This window comes from Priestia aryabhattai B8W22, from assembly GCF_000956595.1.
Taxonomy (GTDB): domain Bacteria; phylum Bacillota; class Bacilli; order Bacillales; family Bacillaceae_H; genus Priestia; species Priestia aryabhattai.
The window spans coordinates 19,221-39,601 of sequence record NZ_JYOO01000043.1 but is presented as its reverse complement, the minus strand read 5'-3'; the positions used below and the strand labels follow the sequence as shown (position 1 = coordinate 39,601).

Annotated in this window: 20 protein-coding genes; 14 read left to right on the top strand and 6 right to left on the bottom strand. The window is 38.3% G+C overall.

The genetic code is table 11. The features are described 5' to 3' along the window. Positions 1 to 15: 15 nt before the first annotated feature. Entirely contained in the window at positions 16 to 591 is a 576-nt protein-coding gene (locus N178_RS23220; protein ID WP_045295195.1) for a hypothetical protein, read from the bottom strand. 21 nt (positions 592 to 612) lie between these two features. After that, positions 613 to 1,122 (bottom strand): hypothetical protein, encoded by a 510-nt coding sequence (locus N178_RS23215; RefSeq protein ID WP_045295193.1) that lies wholly within the window; start codon positions 1,120 to 1,122, stop codon positions 613 to 615. A gap of 139 nt (positions 1,123 to 1,261) precedes the next feature. Between N178_RS23215 and N178_RS27255 the strand changes: the two genes are divergently transcribed. After that, positions 1,262 to 1,405, top strand: coding sequence for a hypothetical protein (locus N178_RS27255; protein WP_013056734.1), 144 nt, complete (start codon positions 1,262 to 1,264; stop codon positions 1,403 to 1,405). Further along, complete coding sequence (locus tag N178_RS23210; protein ID WP_045295191.1) at positions 1,406 to 2,173, top strand: polysaccharide deacetylase family protein; 768 nt, start codon at positions 1,406 to 1,408, stop codon at positions 2,171 to 2,173. It begins immediately after the preceding gene. 39 nt (positions 2,174 to 2,212) lie between these two features. Here N178_RS23210 and N178_RS23205 read toward each other — a convergent pair whose 3' ends face one another. After that, positions 2,213 to 3,691 (bottom strand): potassium/proton antiporter, encoded by a 1,479-nt coding sequence (locus N178_RS23205; protein WP_045295190.1) that lies wholly within the window; start codon positions 3,689 to 3,691, stop codon positions 2,213 to 2,215. Between the two features lie 163 nt (positions 3,692 to 3,854). Continuing rightward, positions 3,855 to 5,231, bottom strand: coding sequence for a M28 family peptidase (locus N178_RS23200; protein WP_045295189.1), 1,377 nt, complete (start codon positions 5,229 to 5,231; stop codon positions 3,855 to 3,857). 326 nt (positions 5,232 to 5,557) lie between these two features. Between N178_RS23200 and N178_RS23195 the strand changes: the two genes are divergently transcribed. The 7 genes from N178_RS23195 to N178_RS23165 all read left to right on the top strand — a co-directional run bounded on the left by N178_RS23195 (position 5,558) and on the right by N178_RS23165 (position 15,819). After that, positions 5,558 to 6,841: an ATP-binding protein gene (locus N178_RS23195; RefSeq protein ID WP_045295188.1), complete on the top strand. Its 1,284-nt coding sequence runs from the start codon at positions 5,558 to 5,560 to the stop codon at positions 6,839 to 6,841. A 104-nt stretch (positions 6,842 to 6,945) separates the two neighbouring features. Continuing rightward, positions 6,946 to 7,314: a hypothetical protein gene (locus tag N178_RS23190; protein WP_045295187.1), complete on the top strand. Its 369-nt coding sequence runs from the start codon at positions 6,946 to 6,948 to the stop codon at positions 7,312 to 7,314. Positions 7,315 to 7,569: 255 nt separating this feature from the next. Continuing rightward, positions 7,570 to 8,964 (top strand): L-cystine transporter, encoded by a 1,395-nt coding sequence (locus tag N178_RS23185; RefSeq protein WP_045295186.1) that lies wholly within the window; start codon positions 7,570 to 7,572, stop codon positions 8,962 to 8,964. Between the two features lie 174 nt (positions 8,965 to 9,138). After that, on the top strand, positions 9,139 to 12,024 hold the full coding sequence (gene pulA / locus N178_RS23180; protein ID WP_375156322.1) for a type I pullulanase: 2,886 nt from the start codon (positions 9,139 to 9,141) through the stop codon (positions 12,022 to 12,024). Positions 12,025 to 12,152: 128 nt separating this feature from the next. Beyond that, positions 12,153 to 13,646, top strand: a complete 1,494-nt coding sequence (locus N178_RS23175; RefSeq protein ID WP_013082880.1) for an aldehyde dehydrogenase family protein — start codon at positions 12,153 to 12,155, stop codon at positions 13,644 to 13,646. Between the two features lie 107 nt (positions 13,647 to 13,753). Then, the gene (locus N178_RS23170; RefSeq protein WP_080890244.1) at positions 13,754 to 15,040 is read left to right on the top strand and encodes a cytochrome P450; all 1,287 of its coding nucleotides are present in this window, start codon (positions 13,754 to 13,756) and stop codon (positions 15,038 to 15,040) included. A gap of 119 nt (positions 15,041 to 15,159) precedes the next feature. Further along, the gene (locus N178_RS23165; protein ID WP_045295185.1) at positions 15,160 to 15,819 is read left to right on the top strand and encodes a serine/threonine-protein kinase; all 660 of its coding nucleotides are present in this window, start codon (positions 15,160 to 15,162) and stop codon (positions 15,817 to 15,819) included. Positions 15,820 to 15,832: 13 nt separating this feature from the next. On the opposite strand, the gene N178_RS23160 is transcribed toward N178_RS23165, so the two are convergent. Continuing rightward, a complete protein-coding gene (locus tag N178_RS23160) occupies positions 15,833 to 16,111 on the bottom strand; it encodes a hypothetical protein (protein ID WP_045295184.1) in 279 nt (92 codons plus the stop codon). A gap of 140 nt (positions 16,112 to 16,251) precedes the next feature. On the opposite strand from N178_RS23160, the gene N178_RS27250 reads away from it, so the two are divergent. From N178_RS27250 to motB, 3 genes are all read left to right on the top strand, one after another. Beyond that, positions 16,252 to 16,395 (top strand): hypothetical protein, encoded by a 144-nt coding sequence (locus N178_RS27250; RefSeq protein WP_014460421.1) that lies wholly within the window; start codon positions 16,252 to 16,254, stop codon positions 16,393 to 16,395. Between the two features lie 129 nt (positions 16,396 to 16,524). Beyond that, complete coding sequence (gene motA, locus N178_RS23155) at positions 16,525 to 17,319, top strand: flagellar motor stator protein MotA (RefSeq protein ID WP_013056745.1); 795 nt, start codon at positions 16,525 to 16,527, stop codon at positions 17,317 to 17,319. Next, positions 17,312 to 18,145 (top strand): flagellar motor protein MotB, encoded by an 834-nt coding sequence (motB, locus tag N178_RS23150; RefSeq protein WP_045295182.1) that lies wholly within the window; start codon positions 17,312 to 17,314, stop codon positions 18,143 to 18,145. Before motA ends, motB begins: the two co-directional genes overlap by 8 nt. Before the next feature lie 35 nt (positions 18,146 to 18,180). On the opposite strand, the gene N178_RS23145 is transcribed toward motB, so the two are convergent. Further along, positions 18,181 to 18,513 carry a hypothetical protein gene (locus tag N178_RS23145; RefSeq protein WP_043982072.1) on the bottom strand — a complete coding sequence of 111 codons (333 nt, stop codon included), beginning with the start codon at positions 18,511 to 18,513 and terminating at the stop codon, positions 18,181 to 18,183. A 199-nt stretch (positions 18,514 to 18,712) separates the two neighbouring features. Here N178_RS23145 and N178_RS23140 point away from each other — a divergent pair, with 199 nt between their 5' ends. After that, a complete protein-coding gene (locus N178_RS23140; RefSeq protein ID WP_045295177.1) occupies positions 18,713 to 19,666 on the top strand; it encodes an NAD(P)/FAD-dependent oxidoreductase in 954 nt (317 codons plus the stop codon). 19 nt (positions 19,667 to 19,685) lie between these two features. Beyond that, positions 19,686 to 20,381: a YqjF family protein gene (locus tag N178_RS23135; protein ID WP_045295176.1), complete on the top strand. Its 696-nt coding sequence runs from the start codon at positions 19,686 to 19,688 to the stop codon at positions 20,379 to 20,381.

The window sequence follows — 20,381 nt, the reverse complement described above, 5'->3', positions numbered from 1 at the left end:
TTTTTTTAGATCTATCTATGCGTTTTGAAGTGTTCTCGCCATTTCTAAAAACGGAGTTAAATCCCTTTCGGATTTAGGAGCAAAGATCGTTAATCGGAAAGTAGGGTGTTGATTTTGCTTTCGAACAAGAAAGCCGTATGCATTACTTTTATCATCGGACGCTTTGTACGCAGCTTCTATCTCTAAGCTATGGTGAATGATGTGCGTGTCAAGAGAAGCCACTTCCGAAAAGCCTGCTCTTAAGATTCCTTTTGTTTCTTTCTTAAGCTCCTCTGCACTTTTATTTGAGGGAAACACTTCAATCCGCATCCACAAAGCATCATTTTTTTTATTGTAAATGACATCTTTTCGGGGTTCTTCTTCTGTAAACTCGTATCCTTCCAATACGTAAAGCGTATAATTTTGATTACTGCTTCTTTTAAGATAACCCACATCTGTTCTGCTGCTTCCCTTGTAAGGGTAGGTGAAGTTTTGCTGTGGCAAGCGTTCTTTTGGAATTTCTTCTTGTGTGTTGATAAGCTCTTCACGAAAAGCAGTTGAGCAGCCACTCATCAAACATATAAAACAAACAAGAAATATCTTTTTTTTCATAGCTGGCTTCCTTATCTATTTTCATTCATGCGTTTTGACTGAGTTAACAATTGAAATTAACTTTTTTTCATCATCAGAATTTCTAGCCGTAACCATCGTGATTTTTAAAGCAGGGTGCCCCTTTGTTTCTCTTAGTACATACAGCTTTGCCGTTTCTTTTTTACTTCCGGATGTAGATGCAAACACAGTTGGTTGAATAAATAGGGATGGAGAAGAAATTTTTAACGATTTTCCAAACTGGTCATCAAACAATTTTTTTGAACGATCTAGATATGATTTGCTTGTACTTTCTTTCCCGGAAAGGACTTCAATTCGCATCCAGGTATAGGGAGTCTTGGTTGAAAAAAGAATATCTTTTCCATCTTCTTCTTTTTGAAGCGTATATTCACCGGGCAATGAAAGAGAATATCCTTGTTCGCTTACGGTGAGCTGCTGATGTTTCTCATTGCTTTCACTGATTGCTTTAACAGAAGGCAGTATAACCATGGTTCCGCTTATCATTAACAGAAGCGCTAAATAAAATTTTCGCATGTATATATCTCCTATTCAAAACGCTAGACAGCGTGTAGTTACTATATAAAAATGTTTTCGCCATGTTAGAACCCGTAGGTTTATTTTTGACTTTTTGGTAAAGCTAAAAACACAATCAATTAGTAATGGAGAGAAGACTATGAAAAACCGTAAATCAACTTCTGCAGCTAATCGCCGTCAACAGCGCGTGTGTTTGGGTGATGAACGATTATTTGCAGTTGGTATTAAAGCGTTTATTGACAATACGCATGAATCACACCTAGACAAAAAAGGAGGTCATTGAGTGAAATGGTGCTTGTCAATTATCATTATTGTTTCCATTAATTTCTATGGTATTCAGGCGGATGCTGAAAAGAAGAGCAGATTTTATTATGAAAAAAAAGGAGATATCGTGTGGGAAGTTCCCATGAAAGATGAGAAGTTAATTGCGCTTACATTTGATGATGGACCAGATCCTAAATATACGCCGACCATTTTAAATTTATTGCAAAAGTACGGTGCCAAAGCAACTTTTTTTGTAGTCGGCGATCGAATAACGTCTTTTCCCAAGCTTGCTCAAAGAGAAGTTCGTGAAGGTCATGAACTTGCTAATCATACATATAGCCATTTGAAAGTAAGGGGCCAGGAAGTAGAGAGAATTGAACAAGAAATTGAAAAAGCGGATGAACGTATACAAGCTATTACAGGAATAAAACCTTACCTGTTTCGTCCACCTACTGGCTATTATGACGATCAGGTAGTAAAAGCTGCTAAAAATCAGCAGTATACTATTATTCTTTGGTCTTGGCATCAAGATACATTTGATTGGAGAAATCCAGGCGTAGGTAAAATTGTAAGTCAAGTGCTTAACCATGCCAGGTCAGGAGATATTGTATTGTTTCATGATACTGGAGGAGATCGAACCCAAACCATTGAAGCATTAAAACAAATTTTACCAAAGTTAAAGGAAGAGGGGTATAAATTTGTAACGGTCTCAGAACTTTTAAAACATCACCCCAATTATAAATCTCTTTATTTGATGCAGCAGCAAAAACAGCACTCCGTTCAATAAGCGGGTGCTGTTTTTCTAGTAAAAGCTTTCGCCAATTTTTTAACTGGTTTTTCCTTTTCTTTCATGCCCATCAGACGTATTTTTTTGGAAAAATGCTTTTACTTTATCTCGTTTTTTCTTCGAAATAAGAATATATAATGTATCACCTGCAAAAATTTGTGTATTTCCTCTAGGTGTAAGTAATTTATCATCTCGAATAACAGCAGTCACTAAAATGTCTTCAGGGAGGTGAAGTTCTTCAAGCGATTTTCCTGATATATCTGCATGTTCCACGAGCTTCAACTCAATCATTTCATTTTTGGTTTTGCCCATCGAAACAAGCTCGAGACTGTGAGGAACCGTCTCTTTTTCACCTTGAGAAAGGTTTAGAAATTTGGCTAAAGGAGCGATTGTTGCTCCTTGAAGAAGAGCGGAAGTTAAGACAACAAAGAAAACGACGTTAAAAATAAGCGTGCTGTTCTCCAAACCTGCCATCATAGGATAAGTAGCCAATACAATTGGAACAGCTCCTTTTAAACCGGCCCAAGAAATAAACAGTTTTTCTTTGGATGAGTATTTAGCAAACATCATCGAAAGAAATACGCCGAGTGGACGAGCGACAAACATAAGTAAAAGAGATAACAGTATACCCTGCCAAATGATATCTAGCAGTTGACTAGGAAAGACAAGAAGGCCGAGTAAAATAAACATTAAAATTTGCATCATCCATGCAAAACCTTCGTTAAAGCGGACAATTGTGTGACGATAAGTTAGATCTGCATTTCCTACTACCACTGCCATTACGTATACAGCAAGTAGACCGCTTGCTTCTACAAATGTGGAAATTCCGTAGGTTAAGGCGGCCAATGACAATGTAAGCACAGGGTAAAGCCCTGAAGAATCCAAATTAATTCGATTAATAATCCAAACGGATGCTTTTCCAAGTACTAAACCAAGTACCAGCCCGATTCCCATTTGCCAAAAGAAATTGAGGATTAATGAGAGAATAGGAGAGTCTGGATGTTGAATTAATTCAATAATAGAAACAGTTAAGAAAATGGCCATTGGGTCATTGGAACCAGATTCTGCTTCTAGCGTGGAGTTTAGTTTTTGGCGGATGTTCTGTGTCCCTAGTACAGAGAACACGGCTGCAGCATCCGTAGAGCCAACGATTGCCCCAAATAAAAAGCCTTCAAGCCAAGTAACACCCAAAATATATTTGGCAAGTACACCCGTTAAAACTGTCGTAATGAGGACTCCGAAAGTAGCTAATGAAACGGAAGGGCGAACGACGCGTTTGACATCTTTCCATTTGGTCTGCACGCCCCCATCAAAAAGAATAATGATAAGCGCTAATATTCCGAATCCTTGTGTTAAAAGAGCATTGTCAAAGTAGATGTAGTGGCTAACAACCATTCCTACAATAATAAAGAGTACAAGCGAAGGGACGCCAAGGCGAGTAGAGAACTTAGCAGTAAGTACCCCTATGACAAGGAGAATAGATAATAAAAGAATTGAATGGTCTACCGTAAAATCCAAAAAATACACCTCTTTTGTTCAAAATTTTTATGTAAACAATAAGTGAGGTTCCTCCATAATAATTGTAGCATAATGAATTTAAAACTTTGAGAAATCTGCTTATCAAAAAAAGAGATGCATAAACATCTCTTTTTTGTCATGTATGAATAACAGGGATAGATTCTTATTTGACATCTTGCTCGTGATAAAGATGAGGTGCTTTAAATGTTGCTCTCTTTTTAACGGAAGAACCTTGTTGGTCGGGACGGGAACGATCGTAAATAGCTGTTCCAACAATCTCAGCCACATCTTGAAGTTTTTCTTTGCTTATTTTATCAAGGGTATCTTCAGGCGTATGATACCAAGGTTCAGACGGACTATGAATAAATAGAGCAGCCGGTATTCCTTCCTCTGCAAATGGAACGTGATCACTGCGGCCGCCAGCTTGGAATGGCGTAGGTGATCCATTTAATCTTGTACTTGAAGCTTGAGCTAATTCTGTGACAAGATTTGGTGTTCCATCAGCTGTATTCATCACCAAATCCCCCGCATCTCGACTTCCTACCATGTCTAAATTAAACATTCCAACAATACGATTTTTCTCATCTTCAGATAGCTCACTAACATATTGCTCGGATCCTAGTAAGCCTACTTCTTCAGCTCCGAATGTAACAAATCGCAGTTCTGTATCAGTAGGAAGAGTTTTAAATACGCGAGCTAATTCAAGCACCGTTGCTGTTCCAGAAGCATCGTCATTTGCCCCAGGTGCTCCGGCCACAGAATCATGATGAGCACCTACTACAATAATATCATTTGTTCCTTTTTTCTTAAAAGTAGAAGGTTTAGTAGCGGTTACATTATAAGATGTTCGCTCACTTACGACAGCTCCTTCAATTTTTACTGTACCTGAAGGCTTTTCGCCTTTTTGAATAGAAGTAAGAATCTTTTCACCTTCTTCTTTGGTAACAGCAAGAGACGGAATGTAGTTATCATTAGCGCCGCCAAGCGTTCCGTTTAGCTCACCGTCTGTATTATTAAAAATAATGACTGCTGCAGCCCCTTTTTCAGCAGCATTTAATACTTTTTCACCAAAAGTAATAGTGCCTCGCTGAACTAATACAATTTTACCTGTCACATCTTTGTTTGCTAAATTATCTTTTGTACCCAGTCCTCCATCTACAATTTCAGCTGTGACATTTCCATTGGTGCTATAAGTAAAAGTTGTGGGAGAGTAGCTGGTACCGTTTACGCTTAGTGAAAAACTAGCTGCTGGTGTGTAACCGGTAAATGTAAAAGGCTCTACTGCGCTCTCATAGCCTAGTTTAGACAAACGCTTTTGAACAAATGTAGCAGCTTCGCGTTCAGATTCAGTGCCTGCCACACGAGGTTTTTTTGAGAGATACGCAATGTCTTGATAAATTTTCTCAGCATTGACTTTTTTTAATACTTTTTGTTCGGAACTTTGATTGTGAGAAGCATTTGCAGAAGTAGAAGCTTGTACACTTGTAAAAGATAAAGTCAAACTGGTTGCTACAGCCAAAGAAATCACGGTTTTTTTCATTAAAATCCCCCTAAATTTATCGATGTGGTTGGTGCTATTCGAATTTACAATATTAAGAAAATACAAAAAAGAGCATTATTACCTAAATGTTCCAGTTTATTCCGTATCTAAATTCCTATTTTGATAGAGAAAATAATTCAAATAAAATGAAAATGCGGAAACAAATAAAGGGGGATAAAAGAAACTGTGTCAAAAGTAATGAAAAAAGGTATTAGATAAGAATAAAAAAATAAGGTAAACTAGTTTAAAAGTAAGAAGAATGTTCAGAACTTAATTGATAAGACATAGAGAGTGTTAACGTAAAAAACAAAGGCTGGTGGGAAATATTGATAAAAAATAGGGAGGGTGTACGAAAAGCAGCGGCGGTAGCGGGTCTTCTGCTTGTAGGGGTGTACATCGTCTTTCAAACAATGGCATATTTTAAAGGAGCATATGCTCTTAGCAGTTTGATAAAAGATAGTTTACTCGTAGGCGTAACGGCTGGCACGTTTTACTTACTTCATAAGCGTTCCGTTCATACACAGGTGTCTGATGAACAGTATCAGCTTGCAACATTAATAAACTCAATGCCAGATTTTATTTGTTTTAAAGATGGAGCTGGCAAATGGGTGGCGGTGAATGATTTTGGAAGAGAACTTTATCATTTAAAGGGTATTAATTACAGGGGGAAAACTGATGCAGAACTTGGGGAGCTTGTGCCTTTCTTTCAAGCCGCTTTCTTACACTGTATTTCATCAGATGAAGAAGCTTGGAGAAAAAAGGAAAAGGTACGCATGGAAGAAGCATTTGAAGTACCAAACGGCGAGGTCAAAACATTTGATGTTATTAAAGTACCTGTGTTTTTCGATGATGGCTCAAGAAAAGCTCTTATCACGATTGGACGAGATATCACTCAGCAAAAGCTTGCAGAAGCGCTTCTGATAAAAAAGGAAAAGCTTTCTGTAGTAGGCGAATTAGCTGCTGGAATTGCCCATGAAATTAGAAATCCGCTTACGAGTATTAAAGGGTTTGTTCAGCTCATGAAAGAAACAGACCGATCCGCGGTAGGGTATGCTAACATCATGCTTGATGAGCTGGAACGAATTAATGGTATTGTCAGTGAAATGCTCCTTTTGTCAAAACCTGAAAGTGAACATTTTCGCGTGTTTTCTCTTACAGAAGCGGTTAAGTATGTAATGAGTTTAACTTCCCATGAAGCTTTATTGAAAAATATTGACTTCTTATACGATGAACAAACAAATAACGCGAGCGTATATGGAAATAAAAATCACCTTATCCAAGTATTACTGAATGTTTTTAAAAACGCAATTGAAGCCATGGATAAGCCTGGAAATATCTACATTACGATCAAAACAGCGCAGGATGACTATGTTTTTATAGAAGTTAGAGATGAAGGAGTAGGAATTTCTAAAGACCGTCTAGAACATATAGGAGAACCGTTTTTTACTTTAAAAGAAAAAGGAATGGGGCTTGGATTAACAATCAGCTCTAAAATTATTCATGATCATCAGGGTACTCTGCAGATTGAGAGTGAACAGAAAAGAGGGACGATTGTGAAAATCCGACTGCCTCTGTATGTGGAAGATACGGCGGCTTTTGCAAGCAAATGAAATGTTGTAAACGAAAAGTAATGAAAACGTCATCCATTTCTTATTGCTAAACGCAGCCGTACATGATGTAATAAAAGAAACGAACATGTCAGGAAGGTAGCAAAATGAGACGTGCAGATCAAAAAATTATATTACCGTATACACCGGAAAATTTAAGAATGCTATTGCTTCAAGTATGTGACGGAGAAAATCCTTTTTCCCATCAAGACCTTACGTATTGGTGTGATAAATATACTCTCCATTATTATGAGTATGAAGCGGATGAAACGCAGTGGATGAATGATATGCAGCAGGGAGATAATAGGCAAGATCTAGCTAAATCCTATGCCATTGCTAAAGATATTGGCTGGCAGTGGTACTTTTATATGGCTAGAGGAACGACGCTATCTGATATTCAATATGTCGAGCTTCACGAACTAGAATTACCTAGACATTTGTTTGTAAAATGGCTAAATGAATTATATGAAATGTAATCCTATATATATGAATAGTAGTACATTTGGTGTGATGAAAGAAAGACCATCTCTGGTAACGGAGCAAAAGACCACTGAAGTACATACAAGCGTAAAATAGAAAGCTAAGGAAAATCCTTAGCTTTTTTGTTTTGTCAAAATTATTCAAAAAAACTTTCTTTAGGAAAAAACCTAAAACCCAGTTGACTTATTGGTATTGTTGTATTATAAGTAATAGAGACATAATTTATGGAAAAAATTACAGGGGGAACATCTATGAATAACTTATTAGTCATTCTAAACATCCTTATTATGCTGGCATTGCTTGCGGGGCTGTTTATGATGCAGAAAAAACATGTATCATTCTCAAAGCGTGTGTTTACAGCGCTTGGACTGGGGATTATTTTTGGCTTTGCTCTTCAGTGGGTGTATGGGCCGACTCATGAAGTAACGATAACGACCGCTGATTGGTTTAGCATTGTAGGAAGCGGATATGTGAAGTTTCTTCAAATGATTGTCATGCCGCTTGTATTTGTATCGATTGTAGCGGCATTCACTCGCTTAAAATTGACGAGCAATATTGGAAAGATTAGTAGTTTAATTATTGGGATTTTGCTTGTCACAACAGCGATAGCAGCTACAATTGGTATTTTTACAACAACGAGCTTTAATTTAGAATCTGTCCAAATCACAAAAGGGGAAGCGGAACTTCAGCGTGGAGAGGACTTAGAAAACAATTTATCTAGTTTAGAAGCAAAAACAATCCCGCAGCAAGTAGTAGAATTATTACCTGCTAACCCGTTTCTTGATTTAACAGGCGCACGTTCAACTTCCACGATTGGCGTTGTCATCTTTGCGGCATTTGTTGGAATTGCGTATTTAGGCGTGAAGCGTAAAAAGGCTGAGGAAGCAGCGTTATTTTCAAAAATTATTGATACGCTTTATGCAATTGTAATGCGTGTAGTGACGCTAATTCTTCGTTTAACTCCTTATGGGGTACTTGCAATTATGACCAAAACAGTAGCAACGAGTGATATTGATGCAATTGTTAAACTTGGAAAATTTGTTGTAGCATCATATGTCGCATTGGCAGCTATGTTTATTGTTCACTTAGTTATTCTAACAATTATCGGTGTAAATCCGGTCACATATGTTAAGAAAGTATTTCCTGTATTGGCGTTTGCCTTTACTTCCCGTACAAGTGCTGGAGCATTGCCTTTGAATGTTAACACACAAACAAGACAGTTAGGGGTTCCAGAAGGAATTGCGAATTTTGCAGGTTCATTTGGTCTTACAATTGGTCAAAACGGATGTGCTGGAATATATCCAGCTATGTTAGCCGTTATGATTGCGCCAACGGTAGGTATTGATCCTTTAACACCTTCATTTATTTTCACGTTGATTGCCATTGTAGCAATTAGTTCGTTTGGCGTAGCAGGGGTTGGCGGAGGAGCGACATTTGCGGCTTTACTTGTATTATCTTCTATGAATTTGCCCGTAGCGCTAGCCGGGTTATTAATTTCAGTAGAACCATTGATTGATATGGGACGTACGGCACTTAATGTAAGTGGAAGCATGACAGCCGGAGTCGTAACTAGTAAACTGACAAAAGAGCTAGATACAAACGTATACAACGATCAAACCATCTCGCCTGAAACAGCAGAAGTGTAAAAGAGATAAGGCATCCATAGTTAACATTGTTAACTATGGATTTTTTTCTTTATCAGCATAAAATAGGAAAAAATACTTATGATAACGCTTTCAAAAAAGGTTATAGTGAAAAATGTGTACGTACTCTATTTTACGGGAGGGTTTTAATTGAAACGTAGTTGGACTAAATATGCAATGGTACTGATGGCTTTGCTCTTACTGGTAAGCTCTTTTTTTAGCCCGTTTATGCAATCGTTTGCATCTGCAGCGGATACTACAAAACTAACGATTCACTATCAGCCTGCTTCGAACGATACAAAAGAATGGGGATTATGGGTTTTTCCTGAAGGAGGAGAAGGGAAGCCTTACGCGTTTACAGGGGAAGATCAATTTGGAAAAATAGCGGAAGTTGAATTACCCGGTACTTATGACAAAGTAGGCTTTATTGTACGAACAGAGTCGTGGGAAAAAGATGGAGGAGACCGCTTCGTTTCAGTAGAGAACGGTGAAGGAGAAGTATGGGTGAAAAGTGGAGATGAATATACATATACGTCTCCTCCTGACGGTGAATACCGAGATTTACCGAAGTTTGATAAAGTAAACGTTACCTTAAACTATCATCGATATGACGGAGATTACAGCGGATGGAACATTTGGACATGGCCAGGTGATGAAAAAGAAGGCAAGCAAATCGTATTTACGGAAGACACGAATTTTGGAAAGAAAGCAACTTACACGATTAACAGTGGAACTGGCAATTTATTTGACAAAATTGGTTTTATTGTACGCCATTCTACTAGTGACAGCGATTGGGAAAATAAAGACGGAGGAAACCGTTTTATTACCAAGATTGGTAAAGATGGGAATGTAGAAGTATGGATTGTTCAAGGGCAAAATCGGATTTACTATGATAGAGATGGAGTAGATATCACTCGGAAAATCATGAAAGCGACGATGGATACATTTAATCAAATTACCTTAGAAACAAACGTGCCGTTTGACTCTTCTAAGAGCTTAGGAGACATTGAAATTGACGGAGCTCAAATTGAGAAAGTGATACCTTATAAAGATGGAGGAGACGCTGTTACTGCTAAAGTTAAAATCATAACAAAACAGCCTTTGGACGTTACAAAAACATATAGAGTTAAGCAAAAAGGCTACGGCTCAGCTGACGTAGTCAATGGAAATGTCGTTCGTACAAAAGAATTTGATGAAAAGTATGCCTATAGCGGAAATGATTTAGGAAACACATATTCTAAGAAACAAACAAATTTTCGCGTGTGGGCTCCAACCGCAAGCGAAGCAAAGCTAGTGACTTATTCGTCATGGAACTCGAAAACTATAAAAGAAATTTCTATGAATAAAAGTGAAAAAGGAACGTGGAAAGCGGAGTTAAAAGGAAATCAAGATGAACTAATTTACACGTACAAAGTGAAAATTGGAAACAGCTGGAACGAAGCGGTTGATCCATATGTACGAGCAACAACGGTGAATGGAGATCGCGGAGTTGTCGTAGATTTGGCTAAGACAAATCCAAAAAAGTGGAGTGCAAATAAGCCGAAATTTAAAAATCCAGAAGATGCGATTATCTATGAACTGCACGTGCGAGATTTATCGTCTCAAAAAGAGAGCGGTATCAAAAATCAAGGGAAATATTTAGGCGTAGCGGAGTGGAATACGAAAGGACCAAATGGAGTAAAAACAGGACTCAGTCATATTAAAGACTTAGGTGTAACGCATGTTCAATTCCTGCCTATTTACGATTATCGCACGGTGGATGAAACGAAATTAAATGAGCCGCAGTTTAACTGGGGGTACGATCCAAAAAATTATAACGTCCCAGAAGGTTCTTATTCAACAAACCCATATAATCCCAATACTAGAATTATTGAGCTTAAACAAATGATTCAAACGCTTCATGACAAGCAGCTTCGTATGGTAATGGACGTTGTCTATAATCATGTGTATGCAGTGAGTGAGCATAGCTTTGATAAACTAGTTCCAGGCTACTACTTCCGTTATAAAGAAGATGGAACTCTATCCAACGGAACAGGTGTTGGAAACGACACGGCTTCTGAACGGAAGATGGTCCGGAAGTTTATTGTAGATTCTGTTGCTTATTGGGCAAAAGAGTACCATATTGACGGGTTTCGTTTTGATCTAATGGGGATTCACGATACAAAGACAATGAATGAAGTGAGAAAGAAGTTAGATGAAATTGATCCTTCCATTATCGTCTTAGGAGAGGGCTGGGATCTAGGAACCGAGCTTGACGCTAAGCTCAAAGCTAACCAGAAAAACGCTCAAGATATGAAGCGCATCGCTCACTTTAATGACGGTATGCGAGATGGTCTTAAAGGCAGCGTATTTTTTGATCGTGACACCGGATTTGTTAATGGAAAACAGGGACAAGAAAAGCTCATACAGCAAAGTATAGCAGCTGGAATTGATTATGATCGTTCAACTGCCACGTATGAAGATCCAGATCAAGTTGTTACGTATGTAGAAGCGCACGATAACCATACGTTATGGGATAAACTTCAGCTGACGAACCCTGCTGACACCGAGCAAACGAAAAAGCAAATGCACAAGCTTGCTTCTTCTATTATTTTAACATCTCAAGGAATGAACTTTATACATGCAGGTCAAGAGTTTATGAGAACAAAAGACGGAGACCATAACAGCTATCAGTCACCCGATTCTGTCAATCAGCTAGATTGGAAACGCCGAGCAGCTTTCAGCCAAGAAGTAAATTACATGAAAGGACTTATTGCGCTTCGAAAGCAATATTCGTCATTTAGAATGACGAGTGCACAGGCTATTCATCAAAATTTACGCTTTGTTGATGCACCAGCAAACGTAGTAGGCTATACGTTAAATGCTAAAGCCAACAAAGATAAAGCAAACGAAATAATGGTGATTCATAATGCAAATAAACAAGCTCAAACGGTTCATTTGCCTTCTAACAGAACGTGGAGGGTACTTGTTGACGGCGAGCAGGCAGGAACAAAAACGCTCCGTACGGTGAAAGGAAATACCGTAAACGTTTCGCCTCTTTCGACATTTGTACTAGTAAGATAAGTTTTAGATAGCTAGAATACATGTAGAAAAATTCAGAATATTGTATGCAAAATTGTTGATTTTACTAGATAACATGGTAAAATATTCATTGTTAGCGTTTTCAAAATTCGTGGGGAGGTATGTATTTGATGCAAAATCTTGGAGCGAAAAAAGTTGAAATGAGTCCGAAAGTAGTGGAGTTTTTAAAAGGAGTTAAACAGCTATACATTAACGGTGAATGGGTAGACTCTGTTTCAGGAAAAACGTTTGAAACAGTAAATCCAGCAACGGGTGAAAAGTTGGCAGATGTAGCTGAAGCAAATCCGGAGGACATTGATCGTGCCGTCAGAGCGGCTAGAGAAGCGTTTGATCATGGACCTTGGACAAAGATGTCAGCAGCTGAAAGAAGTCGACTCATTTATAAATTAGCTGATTTAATGGAAACACATCAATTGGAACTTGCGCAGCTTGAAACGCTTGATAACGGAAAGCCAATTCGTGAAACATCAAATGCAGACATTCCATTAGCAATTGAACATTTCCGCTACTTTGCTGGGTGGTCAACTAAAATGGTTGGACAAACTATTCCTGTGCAAGGAGCGTATTTTAACTATACGAGATATGAACCAGTAGGAGTTGTTGGCCAAATTATTCCGTGGAACTTTCCGCTTTTAATGGCAGCTTGGAAGCTCGGAGCCGCTTTGGCAACTGGATGTACAATTGTGCTCAAGCCAGCCGAGCAAACGCCGCTTTCTGCACTTTACTTAGCTCGACTAGCCGATGAAGCAGGGTTCCCAAAAGGCGTGCTAAACATTGTGCCAGGCTACGGGAAAACAGCAGGTGAACCGCTCGTTCATCATGATCTTGTCGATAAAATTGCTTTTACGGGATCTACTGCTGTCGGAAAAGCAATTATGAAACAAGCTAGTGACTCCTTAAAGCGTGTGACGTTAGAGCTTGGAGGAAAATCACCAAACATTATCCTCCCGGATGCAGACTTAACAAAAGCTGTTCCTGGTGCGCTTTCAGGTATTATGTTTAACCAGGGACAAGTATGTTGTGCCGGAAGTCGTCTGTATGTCCAAAAAAGCTTATATGATAATGTCGTAGCTGATTTAGTTTCTCAAACGAAATCTATTAAACAAGGAAATGGATTAGCTGATGAGACAACAATGGGTCCGCTTGTATCTGCGCAGCAGCAAAAACGAGTGAAAACCTATATTGATAAAGGAATTGAAGAAGGAGCGGAAGTACTCGCAGGAGGAAACATACCGTTTGATCAAGGCTATTTCGTAGAACCGACTATCTTTGCAGATGTCGATCATTCGATGACGATTGCTCGTGAAGAAATCTTCGGTCCGGTTGTAGCTGCTATGCCATTTGACGATCTTGATGATTTGATTGCCAAAGCAAATGATACAGCATATGGTCTAGCAGCAGGCGTCTGGACACAGGATTTAAAGAAAGCACACTATATTGCTCATGGTATTAAAGCGGGTACAGTTTGGGTGAACTGTTACAACGTATTTGATGCAGCAAGCCCGTTTGGAGGTTATAAACAGTCGGGAATTGGTCGTGAAATGGGAAGCTATGCGCTTGATAATTACACTGAAGTGAAAAGCGTATGGATCAATATGGAATAATAAGTAAGATTTTTTGTGAAAATCAATAGCATATCTTTGTGTGAAAAAGAGTAGTCTTTAGTGGACTACTCTTTTATTTGTTTAAGTCCCGCATTTTTAGAAAAGGAGTGATAACATTGCCGGTTATACAGGGCCCCTCGTCGTATAAGCTTACCGGTCACCTGCAAAAGTTTAGAGAGAACCCACTGGGTTTTTTGGAAAACTTGACTCAGTATGGAGAAATTGCAACATTTAGAGTTGCGCACAAACGCTTTTATGTAACGAGAGACCCTCAACTTATTAAAGATGTAGTCATTACAAACAGCAAGGCGTTTCAAAAAATTAAACTAACGCATATGTTTAAAATGCTGCTAGGTGAAGAAATGTTATGGACAGATGAAGCATTATACATGAGCCCCATTCAACCCTCACAACTTAAACAACATCTAACTTATAATAAGGAAGCAATCGCAAAAATAATTGAAAAGCATATGGAAACGTGGGAAGAAGGGCAGCTTCGAACGATAGTAAAAGACATCAGACAAATAGTCGTAGCTGTACTCCTTCAACTTGTATTTGGCATTTCGATTGAGGATAAAGATAAAATTCACTATGTTCAAGCGCTTATGAGAAAAAAAGAAAAGTTAGGCAAAATTTATATTCGTCTACCTTTGCACCAGCCTGACTCAGATGAGCAGCTAGAACAACTCCTTTTTGAACGCGTTCAAATGCGTGTTCAAAACAAAACCGAAGGAAATGATTTACTGCAGTATGTATTAAATTCTCACGGGGAAGACATCGATGAAAGAGAAATATATGAACAGCTAAATTCTATATTCCTTTCGATGTATGAAATGATTACGCACGTATGCAGCTGGTCTATTCATTTACTGTCTCAAAATACTAGGGAGCACCTTCAGCTGCATAAAGAAATTCAAGCCTATGCTAGCGGTGAATCACTTTCAACCAAAAATCTGACCTATATGCGCAAAATAATTGCTGAAAGCATGAGGCTGTATCCGCCTCTTTGGCTATTTGGACGTCAAGCACGTGAAGATATACAAATAGATGGTTACAGCATTAAAAAAGGGGAGATTATGTTAATTAGCCCTTATATGATGCATCGCCATGAAGATTATTTTTTAGAGCCAAGTGAATTTTTACCTGACCGTTTTGAAAAAGGAGGGTCCATTGATGTCCCAAGCTATATGTATATGCCGCTTGGGATTGAGCATCAAGCGGAAAGAGGCATGGACTATATCACTGAAATAGTAACTATTTTTCTGTCAGAAATGACAAAGCGCTTTTTATTTCAACTGACTAAGCCCGAGTCTATTGCTCCGATGGCGGGCGTTATGCTGAATATGAAAGAAGAACTGAATGTGAATGTTCACAAAGTTCACACGCAGTCTTGAATGAACGGGAATACTTTCCCTCTTTATATCAGGCTGTCAATTTATTGACACATCCTGCATTGAGATTTATCATAGGGTAATATTTGATAGAGATTACTGAAGGATTTTTAGAGGGGACTATGGATAAAACAATTAAACAGTTAGTGTCGCTAGTTGAAACATCATTACTAACGCAAGTTATGATTCAAAGTGAAAGTGACTATGATCCAGTTGAAGTTACGAACAAAACAAAAGAGTGGGTACTTATTGGTAAAGGAAACTATGCCGGTGTGTTTATGCACGAGAATTATCCTGAATTTGTCGTAAAAGTGTACGGAAGAGACGTTTATGGTGTAAAAAAAGAAGCGCAAGTGTATAGAAAGCTGGGCGTTCACCCAGCTTATTCTCAACTTTTCCATGAGGGAAAGACGTACTTGATTTTAAAAAGACTTACAGGCGTTACTTTGTATGATGCCGTACAGCGGGGAATAAAGATTCCAGAACAAGTCATAAAAGATGTGAACAAAGCTTTGGACTATGCAAGAAGCCAGGGGTTAAACCCTTATGATGTGCATGGCAAAAATGTCATGATGAAAGATGGAAGAGGGTATGTGGTGGATATTTCTGACTTTTATAAGAAGGGTATTGATAAAAAATGGACAGACCTTGTAAAAGCCTATTACACCTTTTATCCGTTTATTGATAAATACCATATCCGCTTGCCGTACCCGCTTTTAAACGTTATCAGAAAAGCATATCGTCTATATCGTAGAATCAAATCAAAAAGGAGTTTCCGCTGAAGGGAACTCCTTTTTAAGATGAAATACAGCGCAGTACATGCTGCTGCTCAAAAGTTGGTTTTAATTTGAATAGAATAGTTTGTAGTATTTCAGATTGATAGACAAATTTTAGCGTATGTTTAAGGGAAAGAGGGTGTAAGAAAGAACGTATTCTTTTTTCAGCATAACGTATCACCTGTTCTTCATAAAATAAAGTACGTGCGGAGATTTTAGCGTGAATGTCTTTTGTTAGTTCGATTGTAAACTGGATAATCATTAAATCAGTGTTTTTACAGTATTTTTCTAGTAGCATAATATCACCTCCATTTTGTCAACTCATTTACATAATCTTAATATAAAATTTACAAATGTCAATAAAACACGGAAAAATAAATGGTAAGACTGTTCTTTTTATATGTTGAATAAACAAGAACGTTACAGAGGTGAATAAAGTTGAACATTAACGTCGGGTTTGCAATTTTAGCTGATATTGATAATAAGATGACGGCTGCTATTTATGTGGAAAATCAAATTGTAGCAATTATAGCTGGACCTTCAGATATTCTGTATGAAAAGTTGAAAAAAGTGTTTTTATAATAGAGAAAAGATGTAATTGTAAATATGCTTCATAAAAAGCTTAAAAATTCTATGAAATAGTCGAAATAAAAGGTGAGGATAAAATATAGAAAAAGAAAGAACAGGAAGTTAAGGATAGGAGAATTACATATGGATAAAACATCTTTTATTGGACTGATTTTAGGAATAGCCTCTCTTATTGTAGGCATGTTTTTCAAAGGGGTTAATCCATCTGTGTTAGGAAATCCCGCTGCTATTTTAATTATTATTGTCGGAACCGTCGGAGCAGTAGTGATTGCATTTCCTTCAAATGAAATCAAGAGAGTCCCAAAACTGTTTGGTGTCCTGTTTAAAGAACAAAAAATGCTGCAGCCTGTTGATTTAGTATCCATGTTTTCTGAATGGGGACAAGTTGTTCGAAAAGAAGGGTTACTATCACTTGAAGCCCAAATTATTGATGTAGACGACCCTTTCTTAAAAAATGGTTTGAATTTAGCTATTGATGGTCAAAGTGCGGATTATATACGAGACGTGTTGTCTGAAGAAATTGATGCTATGGAAGAAAGACATCAAACGGGTGCAAGTATTTTCGCTTTAGCAGGTACATATGCTCCAACTCTGGGTGTACTTGGAGCTGTTATAGGGTTAATTGCTGCGCTTGGGAACATGGAAGACACAGATACGCTAGGACATGCGATCAGCGCAGCGTTTGTTGCTACGCTTCTTGGTATTTTTACTGGGTATGTACTATGGCATCCGTTTGCAAATAAACTAAAGCGTAAATCGAAACATGAAGTAAAGGTAAAGTATATGATGATCGAAGGAGTGCTTTCACTCCTAGAAGGAGAAACACCAAAAGTAATTGAGCAAAAGCTGGCTTCTTATTTGCCCACAGCGGAACGTAAAAAGCTTCTTCAAGAAAGTGAAGTGGGTATAAATGAGTAGACGCAGAAAACGAAAGCATGAAGAGGACCATGTTGACGAAAGTTGGCTGCTTCCTTATTCAGATTTGCTTACACTTTTACTTGCTTTATTCATTGTATTGTTTGCAATGAGCTCAGTGGATGCGCAAAAATTTAAGAACCTTTCTCGCGCATTTAATGAAGCGTTTGTTGGAGGAACGGGCGTGATGGAATTTCAATCTCTGGAGGAATCTGAAGAAGCGGTTCAGCCTTCAAATACTCCCGCAGCTAAAAGTACGGAAAAAACAAATGAAGTGGAGACAGCTCCTAATCAGTCTTCTGCTTCTTCACAATCGTTAACGAGCGAACAAAAGGAGCAAACCATACGAGAAGCTGATGAAGAAGAACTTCAGCAAATTCAATCTAAAATTAATGCGTATATTCAAAAGAAAAACTTAACAAATCAATTACAGACTTCGCTAACCGAGGAAGGTCTCTTAATTTCCATTCGAGACAATGTATTGTTTGATTCGGGAAGAGCACAAGTTCGAAGTGAAGATACAAAAATTGCAAATGATATTTCAGAGCTTTTGGTGATTGATCCTCCTCGTAATATTATTATTAGCGGTCACACCGATAACGTCCCTATACGCAACGCTGGTTTTGAATCCAACTGGGAGTTAAGCGTGATGAGAGCAGTTAACTTTATGAAAGTTATTTTAAAAAACGATAAGCTTAATCCAAGCATGTTCAGTGCAAAAGGATTTGGAGAGTTCAAACCGGTGACATCTAACAATACAGCAGAGGGGCAAGCGAAAAATAGAAGGGTTGAAATATTGATTACTCCTCGTACAATTAAACAGCCGTAAAAGCAGTCCTGCTTTTACGGCTGTTTTTCTATGTGTTATAAAGCTAAGAGTCTTCTCTTCTCAAAGTTTCCTCGTACTAACTTGAGATCCATTCCATCTAAAATCAAGTCAATGAGAGCGCCTTTAAAGACATCCGCTGTTTTTTTCTTATCATTGGACTGCAAATATTGCACCCGATACCACTTGTCTTCAACTTGAAAGTACATAAAACGTCCATGCGTAAAGTCAATCCAAAATTTTGTAGGTTGTCCATTGAGATTTTTATAAACATATCCCCAGCTTCGGCCTTGGTGAGAGTCCTTCATTTTAGGGCGAGCTGTATTAAATACTTCGTAATATACTTTGTGCTTAATATCATAGAGCATCATGTGACAGTCCTCCTATCTATAGACGTGCTAGCAGGTAAAGGTATATTTGTATACAACAAGTATACTCAGCTGAAAGGAATCGTAGACTACTTTTTTGAGACAAGCAGGGGCAAAGGTAAATGAAAAAGACAGTTTAAATTAGCTCAATCATTCCGCTTTTTTTATACTGTAAGTAAATGAGTTAAATAAGGAGGAAAAAATGAAACGAGTAGGAATAGTAGGTGCAGGAATGACAGGCCTTACAGCAGCGGCTGAATTACAAAAAGCAGGAATAGAGGTCTTTCTTCTTGATAAGGGTAAAAGTGTAGGGGGACGAATGGCTACCCGAAGAGTAGGAGAGGGAAAAGCAGATCACGGAGCTCAATTTTTTACAGTGAGATCCGATGAATTTCAGCAAGCCGTAAATAAATGGATAGGCGATAGAGAAGTTAAGAAGTGGTTTGGTGACCATCACCCTCGTTATCAAAGTATTAATGGCATGAATGCGTTAGCTAAATATTTAGCAAAAGATCTATGTGTATATATGAATCGAAAAGTTCAAACCATTGATTTTCAAAACGGGAGGTATCAGCTTTATACAGAAGAAAACGAGATTTTCGAAGCGACTGATATCATTCTTACACCTCCGTCTCCTCAGGTTATTGAGGTGCTTAATAGCAGTAGGTTACAGGCGGACCGATCTATCCTTAACACACTGAAATTCACTCCTTGCTTGGTTGCTATCGTAGAGCTTTATACAGAGATGCTGTATGGTGATCATGGTCAACTCACGAATCCATCTGGCACCATTCAAAGAATCGTGAATCATGAGCAAAAAGGAATATCAAAGACGCCTGTTCTTAGCGTATACATGAATAAAGACTGGTCAGAAAAACATTTTGATAAACATGAACATGAGTTGCTGCGGGCGATAAAAAATGAAATAAAAGAATCGATAGGTGCAAATCATATTAAAAGCATTCAGTTAAAGAAATGGCGCTATGCAGAGGTTGAACAAGTTCTTCACCAGCCCTTTATCGAAATTATGCCGTCGCTACTGGTGGCAGGAGATGCTTTTTTAAGAAGGGAAGATAAGACGAACCACTCACGGTTAGAGAGCGCATATTTGTCAGGGAAATCGGCAGCCGCTGAATTGATGGAAAAGAACATCTAGAAAAAGGAGAGAACAAGAAGTGAAAAACAATTGGATAATGAAGCAAACGTGGAAAGATTTACTGTTTATTCATTGGCCTGTAGATCCGGCGTTTCTGGCTTCTTTATTGCCGAGTCAGTTAGAGCCTGACACCTATAATGGTCAAGCGTGGATTGCCCTTGTGCCCTTTACGATGACAGACATTCGATTCAAAGGGACCCCCGCCGTGCCCGTCTTTTCACGATTATATGAGCTAAATGTGCGTACATACGTTACATATAAAGGGGAAAAAGGCGTTTACTTTTTTAGTTTAGACGCAAGCAACCCACTAGGAGTATGGATTGCTCGTCACTTTTTTCACTTGCCTTATTACCGCGCTGCTATGACATTCAACAAAACTCAGAACTATATTTCTTTTCAGTCAGTTCGAACGCACAGAGACTCAAAAAAAGAGCGAGTAAAGCTTACATATAGAGGTACTTCTCCGTCCTATCACAGTAAAAAAGGAGAACTAGCTCATTGGCTTACAGAGCGCTACTGCTTATTTACCACTCATCAAGGAAATGTCTACAGAGGAGATCTTTATCATGACCCTTGGGAACTGCAAAAAGGAGAGTGTGAAATAAGAGATGATTCTATCACTCAGCCTTTTTTGCGTCCGCCGGACCATCATGATTTAACTGTACACTACGCAAAGAAAGTAACCGCTTATTTTTACCCTTTTAAAAAAGTATAG

Excerpts from the sequence above, each read along its gene's own strand:
- N178_RS23220 (WP_045295195.1), bottom strand. The coding sequence starts at position 591 with ATGAAAAAAAAGATATTTCTTGTTTGTTTTATATGTTTGATGAGTGGC.
- N178_RS23215 (WP_045295193.1), bottom strand. The coding sequence starts at position 1,122 with ATGCGAAAATTTTATTTAGCGCTTCTGTTAATGATAAGCGGAACCATG.
- N178_RS27255 (WP_013056734.1), top strand. The coding sequence starts at position 1,262 with ATGAAAAACCGTAAATCAACTTCTGCAGCTAATCGCCGTCAACAGCGC.
- N178_RS23200 (WP_045295189.1), bottom strand. The coding sequence starts at position 5,231 with ATGAAAAAAACCGTGATTTCTTTGGCTGTAGCAACCAGTTTGACTTTA.
- N178_RS23190 (WP_045295187.1), top strand. The coding sequence starts at position 6,946 with ATGAGACGTGCAGATCAAAAAATTATATTACCGTATACACCGGAAAAT.
- N178_RS23185 (WP_045295186.1), top strand. The coding sequence starts at position 7,570 with ATGAATAACTTATTAGTCATTCTAAACATCCTTATTATGCTGGCATTG.
- pulA (WP_375156322.1), top strand. The coding sequence starts at position 9,139 with ATGGTACTGATGGCTTTGCTCTTACTGGTAAGCTCTTTTTTTAGCCCG.
- N178_RS23175 (WP_013082880.1), top strand. The coding sequence starts at position 12,153 with ATGCAAAATCTTGGAGCGAAAAAAGTTGAAATGAGTCCGAAAGTAGTG.
- N178_RS23165 (WP_045295185.1), top strand. The coding sequence starts at position 15,160 with ATGGATAAAACAATTAAACAGTTAGTGTCGCTAGTTGAAACATCATTA.
- N178_RS23160 (WP_045295184.1), bottom strand. The coding sequence starts at position 16,111 with ATGCTACTAGAAAAATACTGTAAAAACACTGATTTAATGATTATCCAG.
- motA (WP_013056745.1), top strand. The coding sequence starts at position 16,525 with ATGGATAAAACATCTTTTATTGGACTGATTTTAGGAATAGCCTCTCTT.
- motB (WP_045295182.1), top strand. The coding sequence starts at position 17,312 with ATGAGTAGACGCAGAAAACGAAAGCATGAAGAGGACCATGTTGACGAA.
- N178_RS23145 (WP_043982072.1), bottom strand. The coding sequence starts at position 18,513 with ATGATGCTCTATGATATTAAGCACAAAGTATATTACGAAGTATTTAAT.
- N178_RS23140 (WP_045295177.1), top strand. The coding sequence starts at position 18,713 with ATGAAACGAGTAGGAATAGTAGGTGCAGGAATGACAGGCCTTACAGCA.